Below are 16,697 nucleotides of genomic sequence, written 5' to 3'. Positions count from 1 at the left end.
GGAAGGTGCGCGACGGACCCGCGTGACACCTGTTGTGTTGGCACACGCCCGCTCAGAGGTGGCCGACGGTCAACGAGGATGATCGCTGTCGCATTATGTTTGCGGTACGCGAATTGCAAACCGCCGACTGGTGGTTTGGAACCGCTGCGCGGGGCTATACATGGCAGGATAAGAACCGCTGCTCGTAACCGAGAAGCGCGGCGGATTAACGAGGTGCGCGATGAGACTGACCGGTGGGTTGTCGGCGATCGTCACTTTTTTGCGAGCCGGTTACCCGGCCGGCACGCCCGCCACTGGCTACGTGCCGCTGCTAGCCCTGCTCAGGCGGCGGGTAACCGACAACGAAATCATCGCGATCACCCGCAAACTCATCGCGCGACAGCGTCGGCCAATCGACACAGCCGATATCGGGGTGGAAATCACTCGCGTCACTAACGAGATGCCCTCGGTGGAAGACATTGCGCGCGTCCAGCACCGACTTGCCGCGATCGGACGGTCGAGCGATCACCGCGGTCCGCTGCGGGAGCAACCACCCCCCTCTTGAGAGATGTGACTCGTTCCGAGGGTTCAGCTGGTCGGTGGCGGAGCAGGCTCTTCGGAATACTTGGCCGCCCACTGCAGTTCCGCATCGCGGACCCGGCGGTGGGCGCGTGCCAGCCAGGTCAAGCCGGCCGCCCCGGCCACCGCAGCCAGAATCACGGCCGCCAGACCCACGGCTACGTGCCCGGTCGCCAACGCAAACAAGCCCGCGACCAGCGCGACCACACCGACGGCTACCGCGCCCAGGCCAGGCGCGTTGGTGCCGTCCTTCAAGGATTCGCCGGCATGCTGACGGGTGGTACGTGCATGATCAATGGGGTTGTTTTTTGGGTATTCCAAACCTTTTACTCTTTATGAGAAGGGTTGCTTACCAGGGTTATTCGTACCGCGGATAATGTGCCGACTTCAGAATCCCGGCCAGCTGCACGGCGTTGCGCTCCGATGATCGCGGCGCCGCCTTGCCGAATAAGCGTGCTGCTCGAATTCGCTGGCATGGGCGTGATCTACCCGCTAAACCCAGGGGTCAAACGCGCTGCACGCGCTCCACGTCGACCAGCAGCGGACGGTGGTCGGAGATGGCATCAGCTCGGCCTCGACGGTGCCGCCCCGTAAGCAACCGTCGTCGGTGAGGATGTGGTCGAGCTGGCGGTTAGGGGCGGACGCGGGAAACGTCGCGGCGCTGGCCAGCGGCCGCATGCCCGACCAGCGGCGTACCGCCGCGTGCGTGAGGTTGAGGTCCCCGGCTAGCAGCCGTGGACCCGGGAGGCCGCGCAGGTCGTGAACCAGGCGGCGCAGCTGGCGTCGATTCCAGCCGGGCACGAACGACAAATGGGTGTTAGCCACCGTCAGCGTCCCCAGCGGGGTGTGTACCTGCGCGATGACCGCCGCCCGCGGTTCCTCATCGACCATCATGACCTTGTTGGGCCCAGGCAAATACATGGGGAACCGCATTCGGATCCGTGGCAATCGCAACACCTGCCAACTGGCGACCGGAAAGCGCGACAACAGCGCGATCCCGTAGGCGGCGGTGCCGGGTTGTTCACGGCCGGTGGCGGCCACCCAGGTCGCCCCCGGGGTGCCGGAGATCGCGGCCACAAACCGGTGCTCCACAGCTCCCATGGCATCAGCCGCCGCCGCGGTGAGATCTGCGCGCTCCGAACGCGGCTGGTCGCAGTCGACCTCTTGCAACGCGAGCACGTCGGAATCAAGCCGGCGCACGCAGTCCCTCAGCCGCCGCGGGTCCACCCCGTCGCCGACGGTGCGGCCGTGCAGGATGTTGAAGGTCGCCACGCGCATCAGCAGGCCCCGGGCACCTCTTCGCAGGCTGCCACCGACTGACCGTCGCCGTTGTCGAACACCTCGATGACGACGTCGCGGTCCCGGTAACAGCCCAGGGCCGTCAGCCCGGGCGTCTTCGCGATGACCGCGTGGGCCTCGTCGCCGGTGAGCGGGTAGTCGGCCACGGCGTGGCGCCAGTGTGCGGCAACGACGGTCGCGCCCGGCTGCAGCCCGCGGCATTCGCGGCGCAATATCGTGGCCAGTGCGTCGGCTTCCAGGTAGTAGGCGACCTCGCTGAGCACCAGCAGGTCGAAGGGCCCGGGCGGCCACGCGTCGTCCAGAGACGCCCGTGCCAGCGTGACTCGTCCCCGGGAGCCGGTATCACGCAGCCGCACATCGGCGGTCCGCACCGCCACGTCCGCGACGTCCACCGCGGTCACCTGGTCGCAGCGCAGCGCCAACAGCTCGGTCAATATCCCGATTGAGCAGCCGGGCTCGAAAGCATGCCGGTACCGACGGTGGGGCAGCAGCGCCAGGGTTATCGCATACTTGCGCTGCTCGTACCATCGCGTCGACAACTCCCAGGGATCCTCAGCGCCGGCATACATTCGGTCGAAATAGGCATCCGGTAATCGTGTGGTCATCTGAACACCAACTCCCCGACCGCCAGTAGCCGCTGCAGGACGAACGCCGGCAGCACCGGCTCGCCGCCTTGCGCGCTTGCCTCGAACTGGCTGCGAAAGCATTGCGCGGCATGGTGTTTGCGATCCCGCGCCCAGGTGGGCACGGGCACCGAGTGCGCGCGGTGCCATGGCACCGCCGGGTCGGTCGGGCTGGCCCAATGCCACATCCACACCGGGTACTCCAGCAGCGTGGCGCCGGTGCGTGCGCACGCCGCCGCAGCCGCGCGTCCGACGGCCTCGTGGTCGGGATGCCCGTCCCCGCGCCAGGTGGCGGCACACCAGGTCCGGGGCGCGGCCTCGTCGAGGATCTCCGCGAGCAGATCGGTGAGCTCGTCCTCGTGGTCGGCCAATCGGCCGTCGGGGAGGCCCAGGGATACCGACGCGCGGATCCCCAAAACGTCTGTTGCACTCAGGAGTTCGCTTCTTCGCAGGGATTCCAGGCGAATCCGCTGCGACGGCGGCGCACCGGGCTCGGCGGCGCCGCCGTCGCTGACCGACACCACCGCGACGTCGATGCCCGACGCGGCTAGTTGCGCGGCCATCGCGCCCAGTCCGAGGGTCTCGTCGTCGGGGTGCGGCGCGACGACGATCAGACCTGGGCACTCGGTCAGATCCAGTGCCGGCAGTGTCTCGGGTATCAACCACTCCCGCGCCGGCGTGCCCCCGCCGGACAGCGGCATGGCCGCGAACCTCGCGACGTTGCCCGTTCGCGCGGTGTTCGCGGCGCCTTCCGAACATAGCAAACGCCGCAGCGGCAGGCCCGTCAAGCGCAATCCCCTGCCGCTGTCCTGTCGTCGAGTTGATTGAGGTGGTGGGCGAATCCTTCTGGGGCCCGGGACCGGATGCGCGCCGAGGTGGTAACCGATAACTCGGCGTCCCGGTGGATCCGGTAGCCGGCGGCCTCGAACCGCTCGACCAGATCGACATCCTCTCCGGAGGACAGCGCGCGAAAGCCACCCACCCGCCAGTAAGCCCTGGAGCTGAAGCCCATGTTCGCGCCGTGGATGTGTTCGTGCCGGCCGTCATCAGATAGCGGATCCGCATCGTAAGCCTGCACATACCGCTCAGCGACGTCGGCGGGACGGTGGTGCCAGTCGGTGACACGCACCACGCCCAGAACCATGTCGGCGTCGAGACCCAGCTGATGGACCAGCCAGCCCGGATCTACTCGGCTGTCGGCATCGGTGGTTGCGTACCAGCACTCGGTGTCATCCCCGCATAGCGAGCGGGCGTAACCGAAGCCGACCGCGCGCGCGGTCCCGACGTTGCCGGCCTCGATGCTGACGAAGTGCACATCGGGCCCGTACTGACCGGCTAACTTTGCGCTGTCGTCGTCGCCGGCATCCAGGACCACCACCATGGTGACCGGCATCGGAACACACAGTGCGGCGGTGAGCACCGCCCGCAGGCACGCGGGCAGGTTCGCCCGTTCATTGCGGGCGGGAATCACAACGGCTGCCCGCTCGTAGATGCGAAGCGGAGGAGTTGACATGGCTAAGCCCGCCTGCTCAATGGTTGCGCAGCTTCGCGACCAACTTGTCTTTCGTCAGCCCGGAATAGCCCGACATGCCAAGCTCTTTGGCCCGCTTCTTCAGTTCCGGCACGGTCCAGTCGGCGTAGGAGCCGGCCTTCCCCCCCTTGCGGCCGACTGAGGACTTACCCCGCGCGGCGGCCGCGTTGGAAATCCGCGCGGCCTTTTCCTTGGAGTCACCCTGCTTGCGCAGATCCTGATACATCTTTTCGTTCTTGATCGACGAGTTCGGCACGATCGCCACCTCCATTAGATTGATGAGACCTGTTCGCCAGAATGCCCAGCCTGGCTGCGGTCAAACCCGCGCCACGGCGGCACCGAGTCGATGCGTAGGTGCCGGCAGCGTGTTGGGCTGAAGCGGCGGCGAATTTGTCGACGAACCCATCTATCCAGCGCATGTGCGGTTGCCGCGGCGCTTAGCGGGTAAGCAAGGGTGTGGCGATACAGGCGACCAACTGATGCGACGGCCTGCGCGGCGGGATTTCGATCGGTGCATCGGCGAGGGGAGGAAAGCACGCGTACTTGCTTGTCGCAGGGCCCGGCCGAAAGCGGAAGCAGGCTGCGATAAACGCGTTATCACGCTCAGCGGCAGCGGCTTTCGGGCCCACCATGGGAGTCTTGCTGTCGGGTCTGCCCGACGGCCGCGAGCGGCTGTCGGGCACGGATCCCCGTCGAGGTGAGGCCAGTGGCTGAATCACCGCTCATTGGGGTTGATGTGCAGCGCCGGGACGACGTGTTGGTCCTGAAGGTCACTGGACTGCTTGACGAGACCACACATCATTCGCTGCGCGATGCCATCATCGATGCCGCGCTGGACGAGCCGAGCGCGGTGCTCATTGACGTCGACGAGCTGTCCGTGCCTTCCGAATCGGCGTGGTCGGTGTTAACCACCGCCCACTGGTACGTCAGCACCTGGCCGGACGTGCCGATCCTGCTGGTGTGCGCACGTCCGCAGCGCCGGTTGGCAATCGCCCGCTGCGGCGTTGCCCGGTATGTGCCCGTGTATCCGACCGAAGAGTCGGCACTCGACACCGTCTCTGGCGGGTCGTTGCACCGCCGCCGGCGGCGGGTGCGGACCCAGCTTCCCGTCGACGCGGTCAGTATTGGTCTGGCCCGGGCCTCGATCGCCGACAGGCTCGCCGTCTGGGCCCAGGGCGATCTGATTCCAGTTGCGAGCACGGTGGCGACGATCTTCGTCGACAACGTCCTCGTTCACACCGACAGTGCGCCGATATTGATTGTCGAGAGCTACCAAGACACGGTTGTCGTCGCGGTGGAGGACGGCAGCCGAATTCCGGCGGGCCGGCACGAAGATACGGACCACGGCGCCGGACTTGTGTCCGGTTTGGCCATCGTTTCCGCACTGTGCCATGCATGGGGCAGTATTCCGACGTCAACCGGCAAGACGGTCTGGGCGTTAGTCGGTCGCGACAACCCGCTCTAGTGGCGCGACGTGGTTTAGCCGCTACCGAACCGGGTATCCGTGATGCTCTGCGGAGTTTTCGCGTCTAGCAGCATGCGCGAGCCATCGTTCGAAGGATGCTGCAACATGAAGATTGCGATTGTCGCCGGTGACGACGTAGGCAGTGATGACTGCATGCCGATTTGCGCAGCGCTCGCGGCCCAGGGGCATCAGGTCACGGCCTATGTCAGGCGACGCGATCGGCTTCATGCCGGAAAAAGCACCGACCAGGGTTATCAGATCGTCGCGACGTGCGTCGGTCCCAAGGCGCCGCGATCCGACCGTGAGTTACTGCCTTTTGTCGGTGACTGGGCGGCCAGACTTGAGCGCAAATGGTCATCGGATCAGCCCGACATTGTGCACGCGTGCGGATGGCTGGGCGGCTTGGCCGCTCAACTGGCCGCACGGGGGCATCATTTGCCGACGGTCCAGACCTTCCAGGGACTGGCGGCGAGGTCGCGTTCAGGCACTGCCGACGGGGTGGACGCCAGCACCGAACGCGGACGTATCGAATCGCTCTTGGCCCGTAACGCAGCCTGGGTGACCGGTGAGAGCACTGCCGATCTGGCCGCACTGGCCAGGTTGCGTCACGGGCGCGCGCGGTTGTCCGTTCTGACGCCGGGCGTCGACGTCGAACGATACAGTCCGGTCGGGCCGGCGCTTCCGCATGGTGACCTGCATCGTGTTCTCTGTCTAGCGCCGAATCCACTGCCGTACAACGGATTTGATATCATGATTCGGACGCTGCCCAGGGTTCCGGGCGCGGAAGTCGTTGTCGCGGAAACCGATGTGACCGACCCCAGCCATGACGAGGCGCGGGCCGGACTCAAACACCTCGCCACAGAGCTGGGGGTGGCCGACCGAGTCCGTTTCATGGGCACGGTCACCGGCGACGAGCTGCCAATGTTGCTGCGATCTGCCGACGTAGTCGCGTGCACGCCGCGCGAGCCACCGCGTGCGACAACGGTGTTACAGGCCATGGCCAGTGGAGTGGCAGTGGTCACGCTGCCCGTCGGTGTGCTGGATGACGTCGTAGTGCACGGCGTAACTGGGCTGCTGGTGTCGCCGAGCAACCCCGCCGAACTTGCCGGCGCCTTCAGAAGCCTTCACGCGCACCGCTTTCTTCGGCAAAGTATGGGTGCGGCGGGTCGTAGCCGCGCGTTGTCGCGCTTCACCTGGGACCGGATGGCGTTCGAAGCGCTGACCATCTATCGGCAGCTCAACTCGCCCAATCCGCAGCCGGCTGCACCGCAACGGGTGGGAACTCAGTGAGAACTCGAAATGCTTCTGCGCCCTTGCACTGAAATGCCTAGGGCGTTGGCGTCTACCCTGGTGTAATGGTCGAGATTCACCTAGAGCAGACGATCGCCGCACCCGTGGAAAAGGTTTTCGACTGGATGACCGACGCTGCCAATTTGGCAGCCGCTCCGTTGGTTTTCAACGCCGGTTGGGCGAAGGGTTCGCCGGCGCCTGGCGCCGGCGCGGTGCGCGAGGTGGCCGGGATTGGCGCGTGGTTCCGCGAAGAAATTACGGCCTACGACCCGCCGCACAGCTACTCCTACCTCATCGTTCGCTCGTTCCCGTCTTTCAAGCACGAGGGCGGCACGCTGACGTTCACTCCATCGGGCAACGGCACGCACGTCGATTGGCTAACCAACTACACCCATCCGATTTGGGCGGGAGGCAAACTGCTGGAGGCGGTCACCCACCGGCTGCTGCGCTCGAGCTTCCTCTCGCTCTTCGCTGCATGCGCGAAGGAACTGGAGAGCCACGCTGCCTGAACTTAGTTGCAGTGCAACGCGCCGACCATGGTTTCGACCTGCGCGCGGTCGAGGACGCTGACGCTTCCGTCGGGTAGCCCGAGGGTGCGGTCGACGGTTAGTCCGTGCAGCTTGAGCCTGCTGACCAAAACGTCGATGGCGTGATCTCTGGCCAACTGATCCGGCGCGTCGACTATCTGCACGACGTTCGCGTTGACGCGTGCGGACAGGCCCAGAATCATGTCCGCGACGCCGTCTGCGTCGAAGGTACGAAACACGCCTTCTCGCACCCCGTCCGAGATCATGCGGGACAGCAATGGCCGCACCAGATCCTCGCTCACTGCGACGATTCGGCCGTAGAGGTGGGCATTCTCGGGCCGCAGCAGCGAGACCATCGCGGCCAGGTGCTCCGGTGCGCCCATCCGCATCTTGACGTCAAAACCCGCCCGCAACAGCGCATTGAGTCGATCCAACGCGGTGCCACAGCACTGTGCGATCGCCTCTTCGATGGCTGCGAACTGATCGCGGGCGCTGCGCTCGGCCAGTGCGGTGATCAACTCATCTTTCGACGGAAACCAGTGGTAGAAAGCGCCTTTGGAGACCCCGGCATCCGCGATCAGGTCGTTGAGACTGACATTGTCATAGCCGTGCTGCACGAACAGCGCCGAGGCGCGATCCAGAAGTTCCGCGCGACGGATATCGGGATGCTTAATGACCCGCGGCATCCCGCGGTTACAGCTGTTTGGGTTTTGCGATCCACCCCACGTAGGTCAGGTACAGACCTACCAGCGCCAATCCGACGAAGATGGCCCGCACCACCGGAATGTCGTTCTGCTCCAAGGTTTTTCCGGCCGAGTCGTAAATGTCGGGGATGGCCAGGATCAGCACCCCGCGAATGGCGAGAAACCAGCCCAACAGCGACACCAAGACGGCGGCGGCGCTGCGCCAATACTGGTGAAACGCAATGATGACGCTGCCCCACATCAGAAGGAAGGCCCCAAGCACCCACTGCCACATCGGATCGCCGGCGAACTCGTGCAGCAGAACGGGCATCTGCGTCGTGGCGCGCGCAGCCACGATGGACGGGACGACGGTGAAGAACGGTCCGAACGCGCGGGCGAACCTGCGGGTACGAATCTGCGACTGATCTGACGGGCTCATTGCTACCTCCGTGGTGCGATCCACGCGAGCGTATACCGACCGATGGTTGGTATACAAGACCATTAGTCGGTATAGCAGACCGTCGGTCCAGGCCCTATCACCGGACCGCCCACGCTGCGGCCAGGTCGGCCACCCATACACTGACCCTTCGTGGGCATTCTGTTTGGGTTCGCACCCTGGATCGTCTATTGGGTGCTGGTCGGTAACGTCCCCTTCAAAGCCGCAGTCGTGGTCGCGCTGGCGGTCGCCGTCGCCGGGTTCGCGATCGAGCGCAGCACCGGGAAACCGGGGAGGACGCTTGAAACCGGTTCCATGACAGCACTTTTCGTGCTGGCCGTGCTGACATTTGCGCTCAGCGAGCCGTCGATGGAGCGGTGGCTGCCAGCGATCGGCAACGCGGGGATCTTCCTGGTGGCGCTCGTCAGCGTGCTGATCGGCAAACCGTTCGCCCGCGAGTACGCCGCCGCGGAACAGCCCGCCGACGTGGTCAAGACCGGGCTGTTCGCGCGGATGGCCAGGGTACTGACCTGGATCTGGGTCGCCGTGTTCGCCGCCATGACGGTGTCGTCGCTGATCCCGCCGATTGTGGATCACGGGAGTGTTAGTGCCTCGTTGCTCGACACCAAGACGCCGCTGTCCTATGTCTTTTTCTGGATCATTCCGTTCTCGCTGTTCGGCGCGGCGGCGTTGGCGTCGCGGTTCGTGCCCGACCGGATGCTCGCCGGCATCGACGACGTCGCCCGCGAAACCTCATTCGTCGCGTACGACGAAGCCACCATCGACGAGCTCTACTACCTGGCCCAGGAACACGCCAATCGCGAAGTCGGCCCGGGCAAGGAGGCCTACAACGTCAAGGTCGGCGGAATGGGAACTCCGCTGACCGGAGACGAGTCTCGAAAGTCGTGGCCGTCGACCTACAAAGTGCGCGATCGCAAGCACTGAGCGTCAACCCAATCGGCGCATCAGCCCGGCGGCGGCGTATTGCCCGCTGAGCACTGCGCCGTGCACGGTGGCGGGGTTGTTGACGCCAACGGCCTCGCCCGCCAGGTAGAGCCGGTCGCCGATCGGTTCCTGCAACTGGCGGCGGTCGTCGAGGCCGGAGCCGGGCGCGTGGAATGAGTAGGCGCCGCGGGCATAGGGGTCGGTGGTCCAGCTCGATGTCCGGACCTCGACGGGGGAGGTGTTGTCGCCGAAGAGTTGGCGAGCGATCGGCAGCGCGCTGGCGATCAGGTCGTTGGGGGAGGACGACTCCACGGACCGGCCACGGTCACCGGCGTTGAAAGCCGACACAATCGGGCCGGCGGCGGTCGGCATGGTGAACCATTGCGCCCACATCCCAGGCTGCGTGCCGATGAATTGGTAGAAGGCGTTCTCGTGCTGCCAGGTTCGCCGGTCGAAACGGAAGAAGCTTTTGGACAGCACGCCGAACCCCAGGGCGTTCACCGCATGCGCGTGTCCTTCCGGAAGTGGCGGATCGAAGGTGACAGCACCGGATTTCAGCACCCCCAGCGGAACGGTGACGATCGCGGCGGGGCCGTCGAACGTGGTGTCGCCGGACCGAACGGTGACCGAGCCGGCACGCCGCGTGACAGCGGTCACCGGGGTATTCAGGGCGATCGGAAGGCCATTGGCAAGAAGCCGCGGCAGGGCGTCGTAGCCGCTGGGGATGATGACCTGCGGGCCGCCGGTGTATCTGCCCGTGTCAAATGTCGTGGCGGAGAGCTGACTCGCGTCGGCCGCGTATTCGTCCTCGATCTCGGTGTTGACGTAGTAGGCCAGCTGGGCGCGCTCGGACCCGGAGAGCTTTCCGCTCGTCGCCGCGGCGTCGACGGCGGAGCCCAGGCTGCCGCCGTCGACCCCGTCACGGGCCCGCTCTACGAACCTGCGCCAGGTTTTCTCCTGATAGTCCAGCGGCTGCAGCCGGGGATCCACGGCCAGCTTTGCCACCTCGTCGTAGTCGGTCGCGACGGTCTGCACCTGCGCCTGGTCGGCCAGGTCGGTCAGCGGATTGTCTCTGGCGCCCTGGATCCACGAGGCGCCCATTTCCAGCGGCACGCCCCAGTCGCGGTTGGTATGCACCCGGCCGCCGATGCGGTCGCGGGCTTCGATCAACCGCACCGGCCATCCCGCGTCGGCGAGGCTGCGTGCGGCGGCCAGACCGGCCATCCCGGCGCCGACGACGAGGATTGATTTGGTGTCCGGTGGCGGCCGGCGTTCCGGCGCGCAGGCGGCCGCCTGCCCACTGCCGACGGTGCCGATCAAGCTCGCCGTTGCAGCCAGCAACTCCCGACGGGACATCGGGGACACAACTGTCAGCGTCTCACATCCGTCGCGTACGCTCACCGTTTTTATTGGACGATCGTGCTGAAATTCGTCTCGTGAGTCTGGCCGATTCGGCTCGTTCCTCTATGGCCGAGCGTTAAACTCGCCACAACCAGGAAGCGGCAACGGGGCCGCGTTCGAGGGGGGAGCGGCGATGAGTGCTCGCACATCGATACGGGGCGGGACACGGGTCGACACTTTCGACCGAGTGCCTGACGCGCTACCGCCGAGCCGCAGCGTCACCGTCCGCGCGGCGGACGGCACCGCCCTGCACACCGAGATCTTCGGGCCGCCCGACGGCTATCCGATCGTGCTGACGCACGGCATCGTCTGCGCGATCCGGTCCTGGGCATACCAGATCGCTGACCTTTCCACCGACTACCGGGTGATCGCATTCGATCATCGCGGGCACGGACGAAGCGACGTGCCGCGCCGTGGTGGCTACAGCCTCGAGCACCTTGCGTCCGACCTCGATGCGGTGCTGGAGGCGACGTTGGCCCCGCACGAGCGCGCGGTGCTGGCCGGACACTCGATGGGCGGCATCGCCATCGCCGCCTGGTCGGAGCACTACCGCGACAAGGTCCGCCGGCGCGCCGACGCCGTCGCGCTGATCAACACCACCACCGGCGACCTGCTGCGCAAGGTGAAACTGTTGTCGGTTCCGCGGGAGTTGTCGCCGGCTCGTGTCATCGCCGGGCGCGGCCTGATCAATATGTTCGGCGGGCTTCCGATCCCGGGTGTGGCCCGGATCCCGGCCCGCTACTTGGTCGCGATGCTGGCGGTCGCGGCCGAGGCGGACCCGAGGGCCGCGAAGCTCCTCCACGAGCTGTTCGTACAGACGTCACCGCGGGGCCGCGGGGGTTGCGCAAAAATGCTCGTCGATTCACTGGGCCAGCGGTACCTCAGCTTGGACGGTTTGACGGTGCCGACCCTGGTCATCGGCAGCGAACGCGATCGACTGACGCCGATCGGTCAGTCGCGCAAGATCGCGCGTACCGCTCCCAACGTGGTGAGCCTTGTCGAATTGCCCGGAGGCCACTGCTCGATGCTCGAACAGCACCGGGAGGTGAACCGCCACCTGCGGGTGCTCGCCGAATCGGTGGCTGTGCGCGCCGGAATGCGGCGGATCAGCTCATAGCAGGGCCGCGATCTCGGCGGCCGCCCGCTGGCCGGACCTGACGGCGCCGTCGAGAAAGCCGGTCCATTCGTCTGCGGTCTCGGTGCCGGCCCAGTGGATCGGCCCCACCGGTTCACGTAGCCACTGCCCGTATCGTGTCCACGCCCCCGACGGTACCGCGGCGGTCGGACCACCCGGCGCGAATTCCTCTGCGCCCCAACGATGATCCACATAGTCGAGAGGTTTGAGCGCCTCGTCGCCGAACAGCGCCGCGAAACAGCGCAGCGCGTCGCGGCGGCGCTGCTCGGCGGGCAGGGAGTCGAAGGCGCGGGCATCGACGAATCCCATCAGGACGCCCGGCCCGTCGTCTTGCGGGCTGACGTCGAAGGTGATGAACACCGGGCCTTTGTCGGAAAGTGTCTGGCCGGAGAACCCGTTGGTTCGCCAGAACGGCGTGGAATAGGCCGCGTACGCCTTGCTGAGCCGCCCCTGCGGCCAATGCTTGGCGAGCTGGTCGTACTCGGGGGGCAGCGGGGGGACGAACTCGATGGAGGTGCGGTGCGCCGGCGGTATTGCGACGATGACGAAACCGGCCTCGGCCTGGCCGCGGTCGGAGGTGATCGTCACACCGCCACCGTGGCGGTCGATGCGACGCACTGGAGAGTTGAGCACGACACGCGTGCCGAGATCGGCCGCAGCCGCCTCGGCGATCTGTTGGGTGCCGCCCGGGAAGTGGTCCTGCTGGGCGCCGTTCTCGACGTCGAGCAGCCGGTCCAGCCCGCCGGCCGCGCGTGCGTAACGGACGGCGTGCAGCATCGAGACCTCGTCGGGTTCGCATCCCCACGTCACCCGGGCCATGATGGCCATCAAGTCGCGCGACGAGGCGGTGGCGCGTATCGACCGCAGCCAGCCGCCGAGCGAGAGGTCGTCGAGCTTTCGCGCGTGCTTCGCATCCCAGGGGGCGGCCACCGGAACGCTGCGGGCGATGCGTTCGAATTGCCAGCGCAACCGGCCGACGTCGAGCAGGCTGGTCAGCGAGAGCCTGGGAATGCTGCCGCGGTAGGGGCGCGCCCAGCCGCGCCACTGGATCAGGTTTTTGCCGTCGTTGTAGGTCGGGGTGGTCGGGATGCCGAGTTCGGCCGCCAGCGCCAGGACGGCGTCTTGGGTCGGGCCGACGAAAGTGCCGCCCATGTCCGCGGGCAGGCCCGCGACGCTGCCGGTGAATGATCGCCCACCCACGCGGTCGCGGCCCTCCAACACCAGTACGTCGTGACCCTGTCGGGTCAGCTCGCGGGCCGCGGCCAGCCCGGCGAAGCCCGCGCCGACCACCACGACGTCGACAATCCAGGACGGGTCTGTCACGTCCTCTAGTCAACCGCATTGCGCGGATTACGTAGGCTAACCGCGTTAAAGTCTTCACCGCCCTCTACGGGCTCACCGATGCCGCCGAGCGTGCGCGTGAGTTGCGCGACGCCGGCGCCAGCGGCGTTGCCACCTTCGAAGGACCGCACGACGTCTTCGCTCCGCTGACCCTGGCCGCCACGGTGGGCGGGCTGGGTCTGATGACGAATGTGGCGATTGCGTTCCCGCGCAACCCGATACACCTGGCGCATCAGGCCAATGATCATCAGCTGCTGAGCGGCGGCCGATTCATCCTCGGCCTGGGCACTCAGGTCCGCGTGCAGATCGAGAAGCGGTTCGGTGCCCAATTCGACAATCCGGTCGCCCGCATGACCGAGCTGATCGCTGCCCTGCGCGCGATTTTCGAGGTCTGGAATTCCGGTGATACCGGCGTCCGGCTGAATTTTCGCGGCGAGTACTACCGACACACGGTGATGACACCGACCTTCAACCCCGGCCCCAACCCGTACGGTCCGCCACCGATCTACGTCGGGGCCCTGGGGCCGAAGCTGACCCGGGCCACCGCCGAACACGCCGACGGTCTGCTGGTGATGCCGTTCGGCTCGAAGCGGTTCCTGCACCACAACACCATGCCCGCGGTGCGCGAAGGCCTGCAGGCCAGCGGCCGGCAGGCCGACGAGTTCGCCATCATGCCCGAAATCATCGTGTCGGCGGGCGAAACCGACGCCGAGCGGGAACAGGCCGACGCGGGCACTCGGCGCCTGCTGGCCTTCTACGGGTCGACCCCGGCCTACCGGCCGGTGCTGGCCGCGCACGGCTGGGAGGATCTGCAGCCCGAACTCAATGCGATGTCCAAGCAGGGCCGGTGGCAGGAGATGGCCGCGCTGATCGACGACGAGATGATGCACACCATCGCGGCCTGCGGTACCCCGGCGGATATCGCGGCCCACATCCGTGATCGAGTAGACGGCATCTCCGACACCGTGTGCCTGTACCAGGCGGCGCCGATCGGGTTAGGTACGCTGGCCGCGATCATCGACGAGCTGCATCGAACCGCTTAGGGCGCAACCGTTAGCCAGTCGGCGAACCCCGACGGATCGTGGCGGCCCAGCGCGCCGTGCTCGTAAAGACCCCAGCCCTCCACCGGATCCGCGTCGCCGTCGCGGCACAGCGCGCGGCCTACGTGGTCGATGACGCCGAAGCCGGACCGCCCGATGACCGCCGGGTCGGTCATGTCATAGGTCAGCCGTTCGACAAACTTCTCGCCCTTCCACATGCCGTGCAGCCAATCCGAATCGCCGCCGTAGCCGCCGCCGACATGGATGGGCACCGGCAGCTTGGACTCCACGTCGAAGTGCACCGGTGTGCCGTCGGGGGCGGTTGCGTCGATCGTGGCGCCGGTGGAGATGCGGGTGCCGGACCGGTAGTGGATCTTGACTCGCGGCCAGCCCAGCTGCTCGACCCGGCCGTCGCGCCACACCCGGGTGCAGTCGTTGAGCGAGCGAAACCCGTTGGGCTCCTCCTGGATGATCAGGACGATGGCGAAGTCCTTGAACGCCATCGGCACATAGAGCCACCACATGCCCTCGAACGGCGGGTCGGCGGGCCGGCCGGCGGGTTCGGGCTCGCCGATCGGCCGGATGCCCCAGGAGCGGTCGCGGCTGCCGAGCCAGGTTGCCGGGTCGACGGCGATCTCTTCGCCGTCGACGGCAATCCGGCCGCTCCAGCTGCCGAGCTGGGCGAAGCGCTGCGCGTTAAGCGTCACCCGGTTGCCGGAGCGCAGGACATGGGGCTGTTCCTGGACGACGTCGAACAGGCCCTCCCAGGTGAGATCGGCCGCGACGCCCTCGGTTTCGTCGAGGATCAGCCGCAGTTTGTGCAGGGGCTCGATGACCTCGATTCGGTAGCCGTTGACGTTCTGGTTCAGCCGGTCCTGGTCGATGGCGTCGGACAGGTGCACCGCGCTCTGGGTGTCCGCGCGCCGGATGAGCACGAAGGCGTCCTTGACGCCGAGGTTGGGGTAATAGCCGATACCGCTGATCACGAAGATGTTTCCGGTGCGGTCGTGAGCGTTGAAGTAGGAGCGGTCGTAGAAATTGCGGTCCGACGAACCCGGCCACGCAATCGGCTGGGGAAGCTGATGTACCGGGAACTCGTCAAGCGGTCCGAGCATTAGTTGTCCTCTCCGATGAGACGTTTCATCAATCCCGCGTGGTAGAACAGCGATTCGACATCGTCGGGCTCTTCCACCTCGCCGAAGTGCACCCGGCGCGCGCCGGTACGCATGAACACGCAGGCCCACATCACGCCCGAGTAGACGTAAAACCATCGCAGGTCGCCGATTTCGGCTCCGGCGAGTCGTTGGTAGGTGGCGCGGACGTCCTCCTCACGCATCACCTCGGGTAGTCCCGGTAGCCCCGCCAGGCCGGTCAGCTCCTGAAAGACCATGTGCGCGTAGATCATCCAGGCGACGTCAAGCTCGCGTGGTCCTAGCGTCACCATCTCCCAGTCGAGCACCGCCACCGGTGCGAAGTCGCGGTACAGCACGTTGCCCACCCGGGCGTCGCCCCAGAGCAGCACCGGCTCGCGCGCGTCCACCTCAGCCGGCCAGTTGTCTTGCAGCCACGCGAAAGTCCGCTCGATCAGCGGCGAGGGGCCGATGTCGGGCACCGCGAAGTCATACCAGGACTTCACCCAATTGAAGTGCCTGCGCAGCGCGGTGTCACCGGTCTGGCCCTCGGTGAGGAAGTCAAACGTCTTCTCCGCATCCGGAATTGAGTGCAGCTTCGCCAGCACCCCGGCGGTGGCATCCTGCAGTTTTCGCTGTTGTTCGACCGGCGCATCGGCGAACCAGTTGCCGCCGAAGGTGTAGGGCATGACGTCGGGGGGCACCACGCCGTCGACGTAATCCATCACAAAGAAGGGTGTGCCGAGCACGTCGCCGGTGGTCTCGATCCAGCGCACTCGCGGGACGGGGACGTCGGTGAGTTCGGCGACCTTTCGTATCACTTCGAATTGGTGGTCGAGCCGGTACGTCGGGAAGACCTGCACGTCCTCGGCGGTGGGCGCCACCCGGGCGACCAGTTTTTGTTCGACCGGCCGCCCGCCCTCCTGCCAGCGGGCGGTCAAGATGATGGTTTCCGACGACATGCCGGTCGAGTCGACACCGCTCTCGACGGTTACCTGTGGTAGCGCCCCACCGGGCAGCAGGGTTGACAGCCATTTCGACATGACCGCCGGCAAGGTGGTGACGTCGCGGCTGGAGCGCTGAAGTCGCTCGACGTTGTCGAGCGTTGGTTCATCGGCCACACGTGCCTCCTTCTCGAGGCAATTACGATACGGTAGGTAGCGTTATGAAAGCAGACCCACCCACCCTTGACAAGGCCCCCGGCGCCGGGCGGCCCCGGGATCCGCGGATCGACTCGGCCATCTTGTCGGCGACCGCGGAACTGCTTGTGGAGATCGGCTATTCGAACCTCAG

Annotated in this window: 17 protein-coding genes and 3 pseudogenes; 8 read left to right on the top strand and 12 right to left on the bottom strand. The window is 66.3% G+C overall.

Annotated elements, in window-relative coordinates; all coding sequences use genetic code 11:
• Positions 1-220 precede the first annotated feature (220 nt).
• Complete coding sequence (locus ACLP9N_RS34925; RefSeq protein ID WP_442411674.1) at positions 221-544, top strand: DUF3349 domain-containing protein; 324 nt, start codon at positions 221-223, stop codon at positions 542-544.
• Between the two features lie 23 nt (positions 545-567).
• Here ACLP9N_RS34925 and ACLP9N_RS34920 read toward each other — a convergent pair whose 3' ends face one another.
• From ACLP9N_RS34920 to ACLP9N_RS34895, 6 genes and pseudogenes are all read right to left on the bottom strand, one after another.
• Positions 568-879 carry a hypothetical protein gene (locus ACLP9N_RS34920; RefSeq protein WP_442411673.1) on the bottom strand — a complete coding sequence of 104 codons (312 nt, stop codon included), beginning with the start codon at positions 877-879 and terminating at the stop codon, positions 568-570.
• A gap of 184 nt (positions 880-1,063) precedes the next feature.
• A pseudogene (locus tag ACLP9N_RS34915) lies at positions 1,064-1,836 on the bottom strand (endonuclease/exonuclease/phosphatase family protein).
• Positions 1,836-2,462, bottom strand: a complete 627-nt coding sequence (locus tag ACLP9N_RS34910) for an SAM-dependent methyltransferase (protein ID WP_442411672.1) — start codon at positions 2,460-2,462, stop codon at positions 1,836-1,838. Before ACLP9N_RS34910 ends, ACLP9N_RS34915 begins: the two are co-directional and overlap by 1 nt.
• Positions 2,459-3,181, bottom strand: coding sequence for a PIG-L deacetylase family protein (locus ACLP9N_RS34905; protein ID WP_442411671.1), 723 nt, complete (start codon positions 3,179-3,181; stop codon positions 2,459-2,461). Before ACLP9N_RS34905 ends, ACLP9N_RS34910 begins: the two co-directional genes overlap by 4 nt.
• An 83-nt stretch (positions 3,182-3,264) precedes the next feature.
• Entirely contained in the window at positions 3,265-3,993 is a 729-nt protein-coding gene (locus tag ACLP9N_RS34900) for a glycosyltransferase (protein WP_442411670.1), read from the bottom strand.
• Positions 3,994-4,009: 16 nt separating this feature from the next.
• The gene (locus tag ACLP9N_RS34895) at positions 4,010-4,267 is read right to left on the bottom strand and encodes a DUF7218 family protein (protein WP_442411700.1); all 258 of its coding nucleotides are present in this window, start codon (positions 4,265-4,267) and stop codon (positions 4,010-4,012) included.
• A 450-nt stretch (positions 4,268-4,717) separates the two neighbouring features.
• Between ACLP9N_RS34895 and ACLP9N_RS34890 the strand changes: the two genes are divergently transcribed.
• The 3 genes from ACLP9N_RS34890 to ACLP9N_RS34880 all read left to right on the top strand — a co-directional run bounded on the left by ACLP9N_RS34890 (position 4,718) and on the right by ACLP9N_RS34880 (position 7,275).
• On the top strand, positions 4,718-5,476 hold the full coding sequence (locus tag ACLP9N_RS34890; RefSeq protein ID WP_442411669.1) for an STAS domain-containing protein: 759 nt from the start codon (positions 4,718-4,720) through the stop codon (positions 5,474-5,476).
• Positions 5,477-5,581: 105 nt separating this feature from the next.
• Positions 5,582-6,766: a glycosyltransferase gene (locus ACLP9N_RS34885; RefSeq protein ID WP_442411668.1), complete on the top strand. Its 1,185-nt coding sequence runs from the start codon at positions 5,582-5,584 to the stop codon at positions 6,764-6,766.
• A gap of 65 nt (positions 6,767-6,831) precedes the next feature.
• Positions 6,832-7,275 carry an SRPBCC family protein gene (locus ACLP9N_RS34880; RefSeq protein ID WP_442411667.1) on the top strand — a complete coding sequence of 148 codons (444 nt, stop codon included), beginning with the start codon at positions 6,832-6,834 and terminating at the stop codon, positions 7,273-7,275.
• Between the two features lie 2 nt (positions 7,276-7,277).
• Here the strand turns inward: ACLP9N_RS34880 and ACLP9N_RS34875 are convergent, their stop codons facing one another.
• Positions 7,278-7,979, bottom strand: a complete 702-nt coding sequence (locus tag ACLP9N_RS34875) for a TetR/AcrR family transcriptional regulator (protein ID WP_442411666.1) — start codon at positions 7,977-7,979, stop codon at positions 7,278-7,280.
• Positions 7,980-7,986: 7 nt separating this feature from the next.
• Positions 7,987-8,415: a hypothetical protein gene (locus tag ACLP9N_RS34870; RefSeq protein WP_442411665.1), complete on the bottom strand. Its 429-nt coding sequence runs from the start codon at positions 8,413-8,415 to the stop codon at positions 7,987-7,989.
• 150 nt (positions 8,416-8,565) lie between these two features.
• Here ACLP9N_RS34870 and ACLP9N_RS34865 point away from each other — a divergent pair, with 150 nt between their 5' ends.
• Complete coding sequence (locus ACLP9N_RS34865) at positions 8,566-9,357, top strand: hypothetical protein (RefSeq protein ID WP_442411664.1); 792 nt, start codon at positions 8,566-8,568, stop codon at positions 9,355-9,357.
• Positions 9,358-9,360: 3 nt separating this feature from the next.
• Here the strand turns inward: ACLP9N_RS34865 and ACLP9N_RS34860 are convergent, their stop codons facing one another.
• A complete protein-coding gene (locus tag ACLP9N_RS34860) occupies positions 9,361-10,722 on the bottom strand; it encodes a flavin monoamine oxidase family protein (protein WP_442411699.1) in 1,362 nt (453 codons plus the stop codon).
• A gap of 169 nt (positions 10,723-10,891) precedes the next feature.
• On the opposite strand from ACLP9N_RS34860, the gene ACLP9N_RS34855 reads away from it, so the two are divergent.
• Positions 10,892-11,875 carry an alpha/beta fold hydrolase gene (locus ACLP9N_RS34855; RefSeq protein ID WP_442411663.1) on the top strand — a complete coding sequence of 328 codons (984 nt, stop codon included), beginning with the start codon at positions 10,892-10,894 and terminating at the stop codon, positions 11,873-11,875.
• Here ACLP9N_RS34855 and ACLP9N_RS34850 read toward each other — a convergent pair.
• Positions 11,870-13,216 carry a flavin monoamine oxidase family protein gene (locus ACLP9N_RS34850; protein WP_442411662.1) on the bottom strand — a complete coding sequence of 449 codons (1,347 nt, stop codon included), beginning with the start codon at positions 13,214-13,216 and terminating at the stop codon, positions 11,870-11,872. The genes ACLP9N_RS34855 and ACLP9N_RS34850 overlap by 6 nt on opposite strands.
• Before the next feature lie 44 nt (positions 13,217-13,260).
• Here ACLP9N_RS34850 and ACLP9N_RS34845 point away from each other — a divergent pair.
• Positions 13,261-14,277: pseudogene (locus ACLP9N_RS34845) on the top strand (TIGR03617 family F420-dependent LLM class oxidoreductase); the annotation flags it as partial.
• Here the strand turns inward: ACLP9N_RS34845 and ACLP9N_RS34840 are convergent.
• Together ACLP9N_RS34840 and ACLP9N_RS34835 are read right to left on the bottom strand one after the other, a co-directional pair.
• Positions 14,274-15,389 (bottom strand): hypothetical protein, encoded by a 1,116-nt coding sequence (locus ACLP9N_RS34840; protein WP_442411661.1) that lies wholly within the window; start codon positions 15,387-15,389, stop codon positions 14,274-14,276. The pseudogene ACLP9N_RS34845 and the gene ACLP9N_RS34840 sit on opposite strands and share 4 nt — an antisense overlap.
• Positions 15,389-16,525, bottom strand: coding sequence for a phosphotransferase family protein (locus ACLP9N_RS34835; protein ID WP_442411660.1), 1,137 nt, complete (start codon positions 16,523-16,525; stop codon positions 15,389-15,391). The genes ACLP9N_RS34840 and ACLP9N_RS34835 overlap by 1 nt, the downstream gene beginning before the upstream one ends.
• Before the next feature lie 44 nt (positions 16,526-16,569).
• Here ACLP9N_RS34835 and ACLP9N_RS34830 point away from each other — a divergent pair.
• Positions 16,570-16,697: pseudogene (locus ACLP9N_RS34830) on the top strand (TetR family transcriptional regulator); the annotation flags it as partial.

Origin of the sequence: Mycobacterium sp. (genome assembly GCF_052144515.1) — a bacterium.
GTDB lineage: Bacteria > Actinomycetota > Actinomycetes > Mycobacteriales > Mycobacteriaceae > Mycobacterium.
Note: the sequence above shows the minus strand (reverse complement) of the source record. Positions and strands in the feature narration are given on the sequence as shown.

What these genes read in the sequence shown, in the direction of transcription:
- ACLP9N_RS34840 (WP_442411661.1), bottom strand. Translation starts at nt 15,389, where the DNA reads ATGCTCGGACCGCTTGACGAGTTCCCGGTACATCAGCTTCCCCAGCCG.
- ACLP9N_RS34900 (WP_442411670.1), bottom strand. Translation starts at nt 3,993, where the DNA reads ATGTCAACTCCTCCGCTTCGCATCTACGAGCGGGCAGCCGTTGTGATT.
- ACLP9N_RS34855 (WP_442411663.1), top strand. Translation starts at nt 10,892, where the DNA reads ATGAGTGCTCGCACATCGATACGGGGCGGGACACGGGTCGACACTTTC.
- ACLP9N_RS34885 (WP_442411668.1), top strand. Translation starts at nt 5,582, where the DNA reads ATGAAGATTGCGATTGTCGCCGGTGACGACGTAGGCAGTGATGACTGC.
- ACLP9N_RS34925 (WP_442411674.1), top strand. Translation starts at nt 221, where the DNA reads ATGAGACTGACCGGTGGGTTGTCGGCGATCGTCACTTTTTTGCGAGCC.
- ACLP9N_RS34905 (WP_442411671.1), bottom strand. Translation starts at nt 3,181, where the DNA reads ATGCCGCTGTCCGGCGGGGGCACGCCGGCGCGGGAGTGGTTGATACCC.
- ACLP9N_RS34880 (WP_442411667.1), top strand. Translation starts at nt 6,832, where the DNA reads ATGGTCGAGATTCACCTAGAGCAGACGATCGCCGCACCCGTGGAAAAG.
- ACLP9N_RS34910 (WP_442411672.1), bottom strand. Translation starts at nt 2,462, where the DNA reads ATGACCACACGATTACCGGATGCCTATTTCGACCGAATGTATGCCGGC.
- ACLP9N_RS34875 (WP_442411666.1), bottom strand. Translation starts at nt 7,979, where the DNA reads ATGCCGCGGGTCATTAAGCATCCCGATATCCGTCGCGCGGAACTTCTG.
- ACLP9N_RS34870 (WP_442411665.1), bottom strand. Translation starts at nt 8,415, where the DNA reads ATGAGCCCGTCAGATCAGTCGCAGATTCGTACCCGCAGGTTCGCCCGC.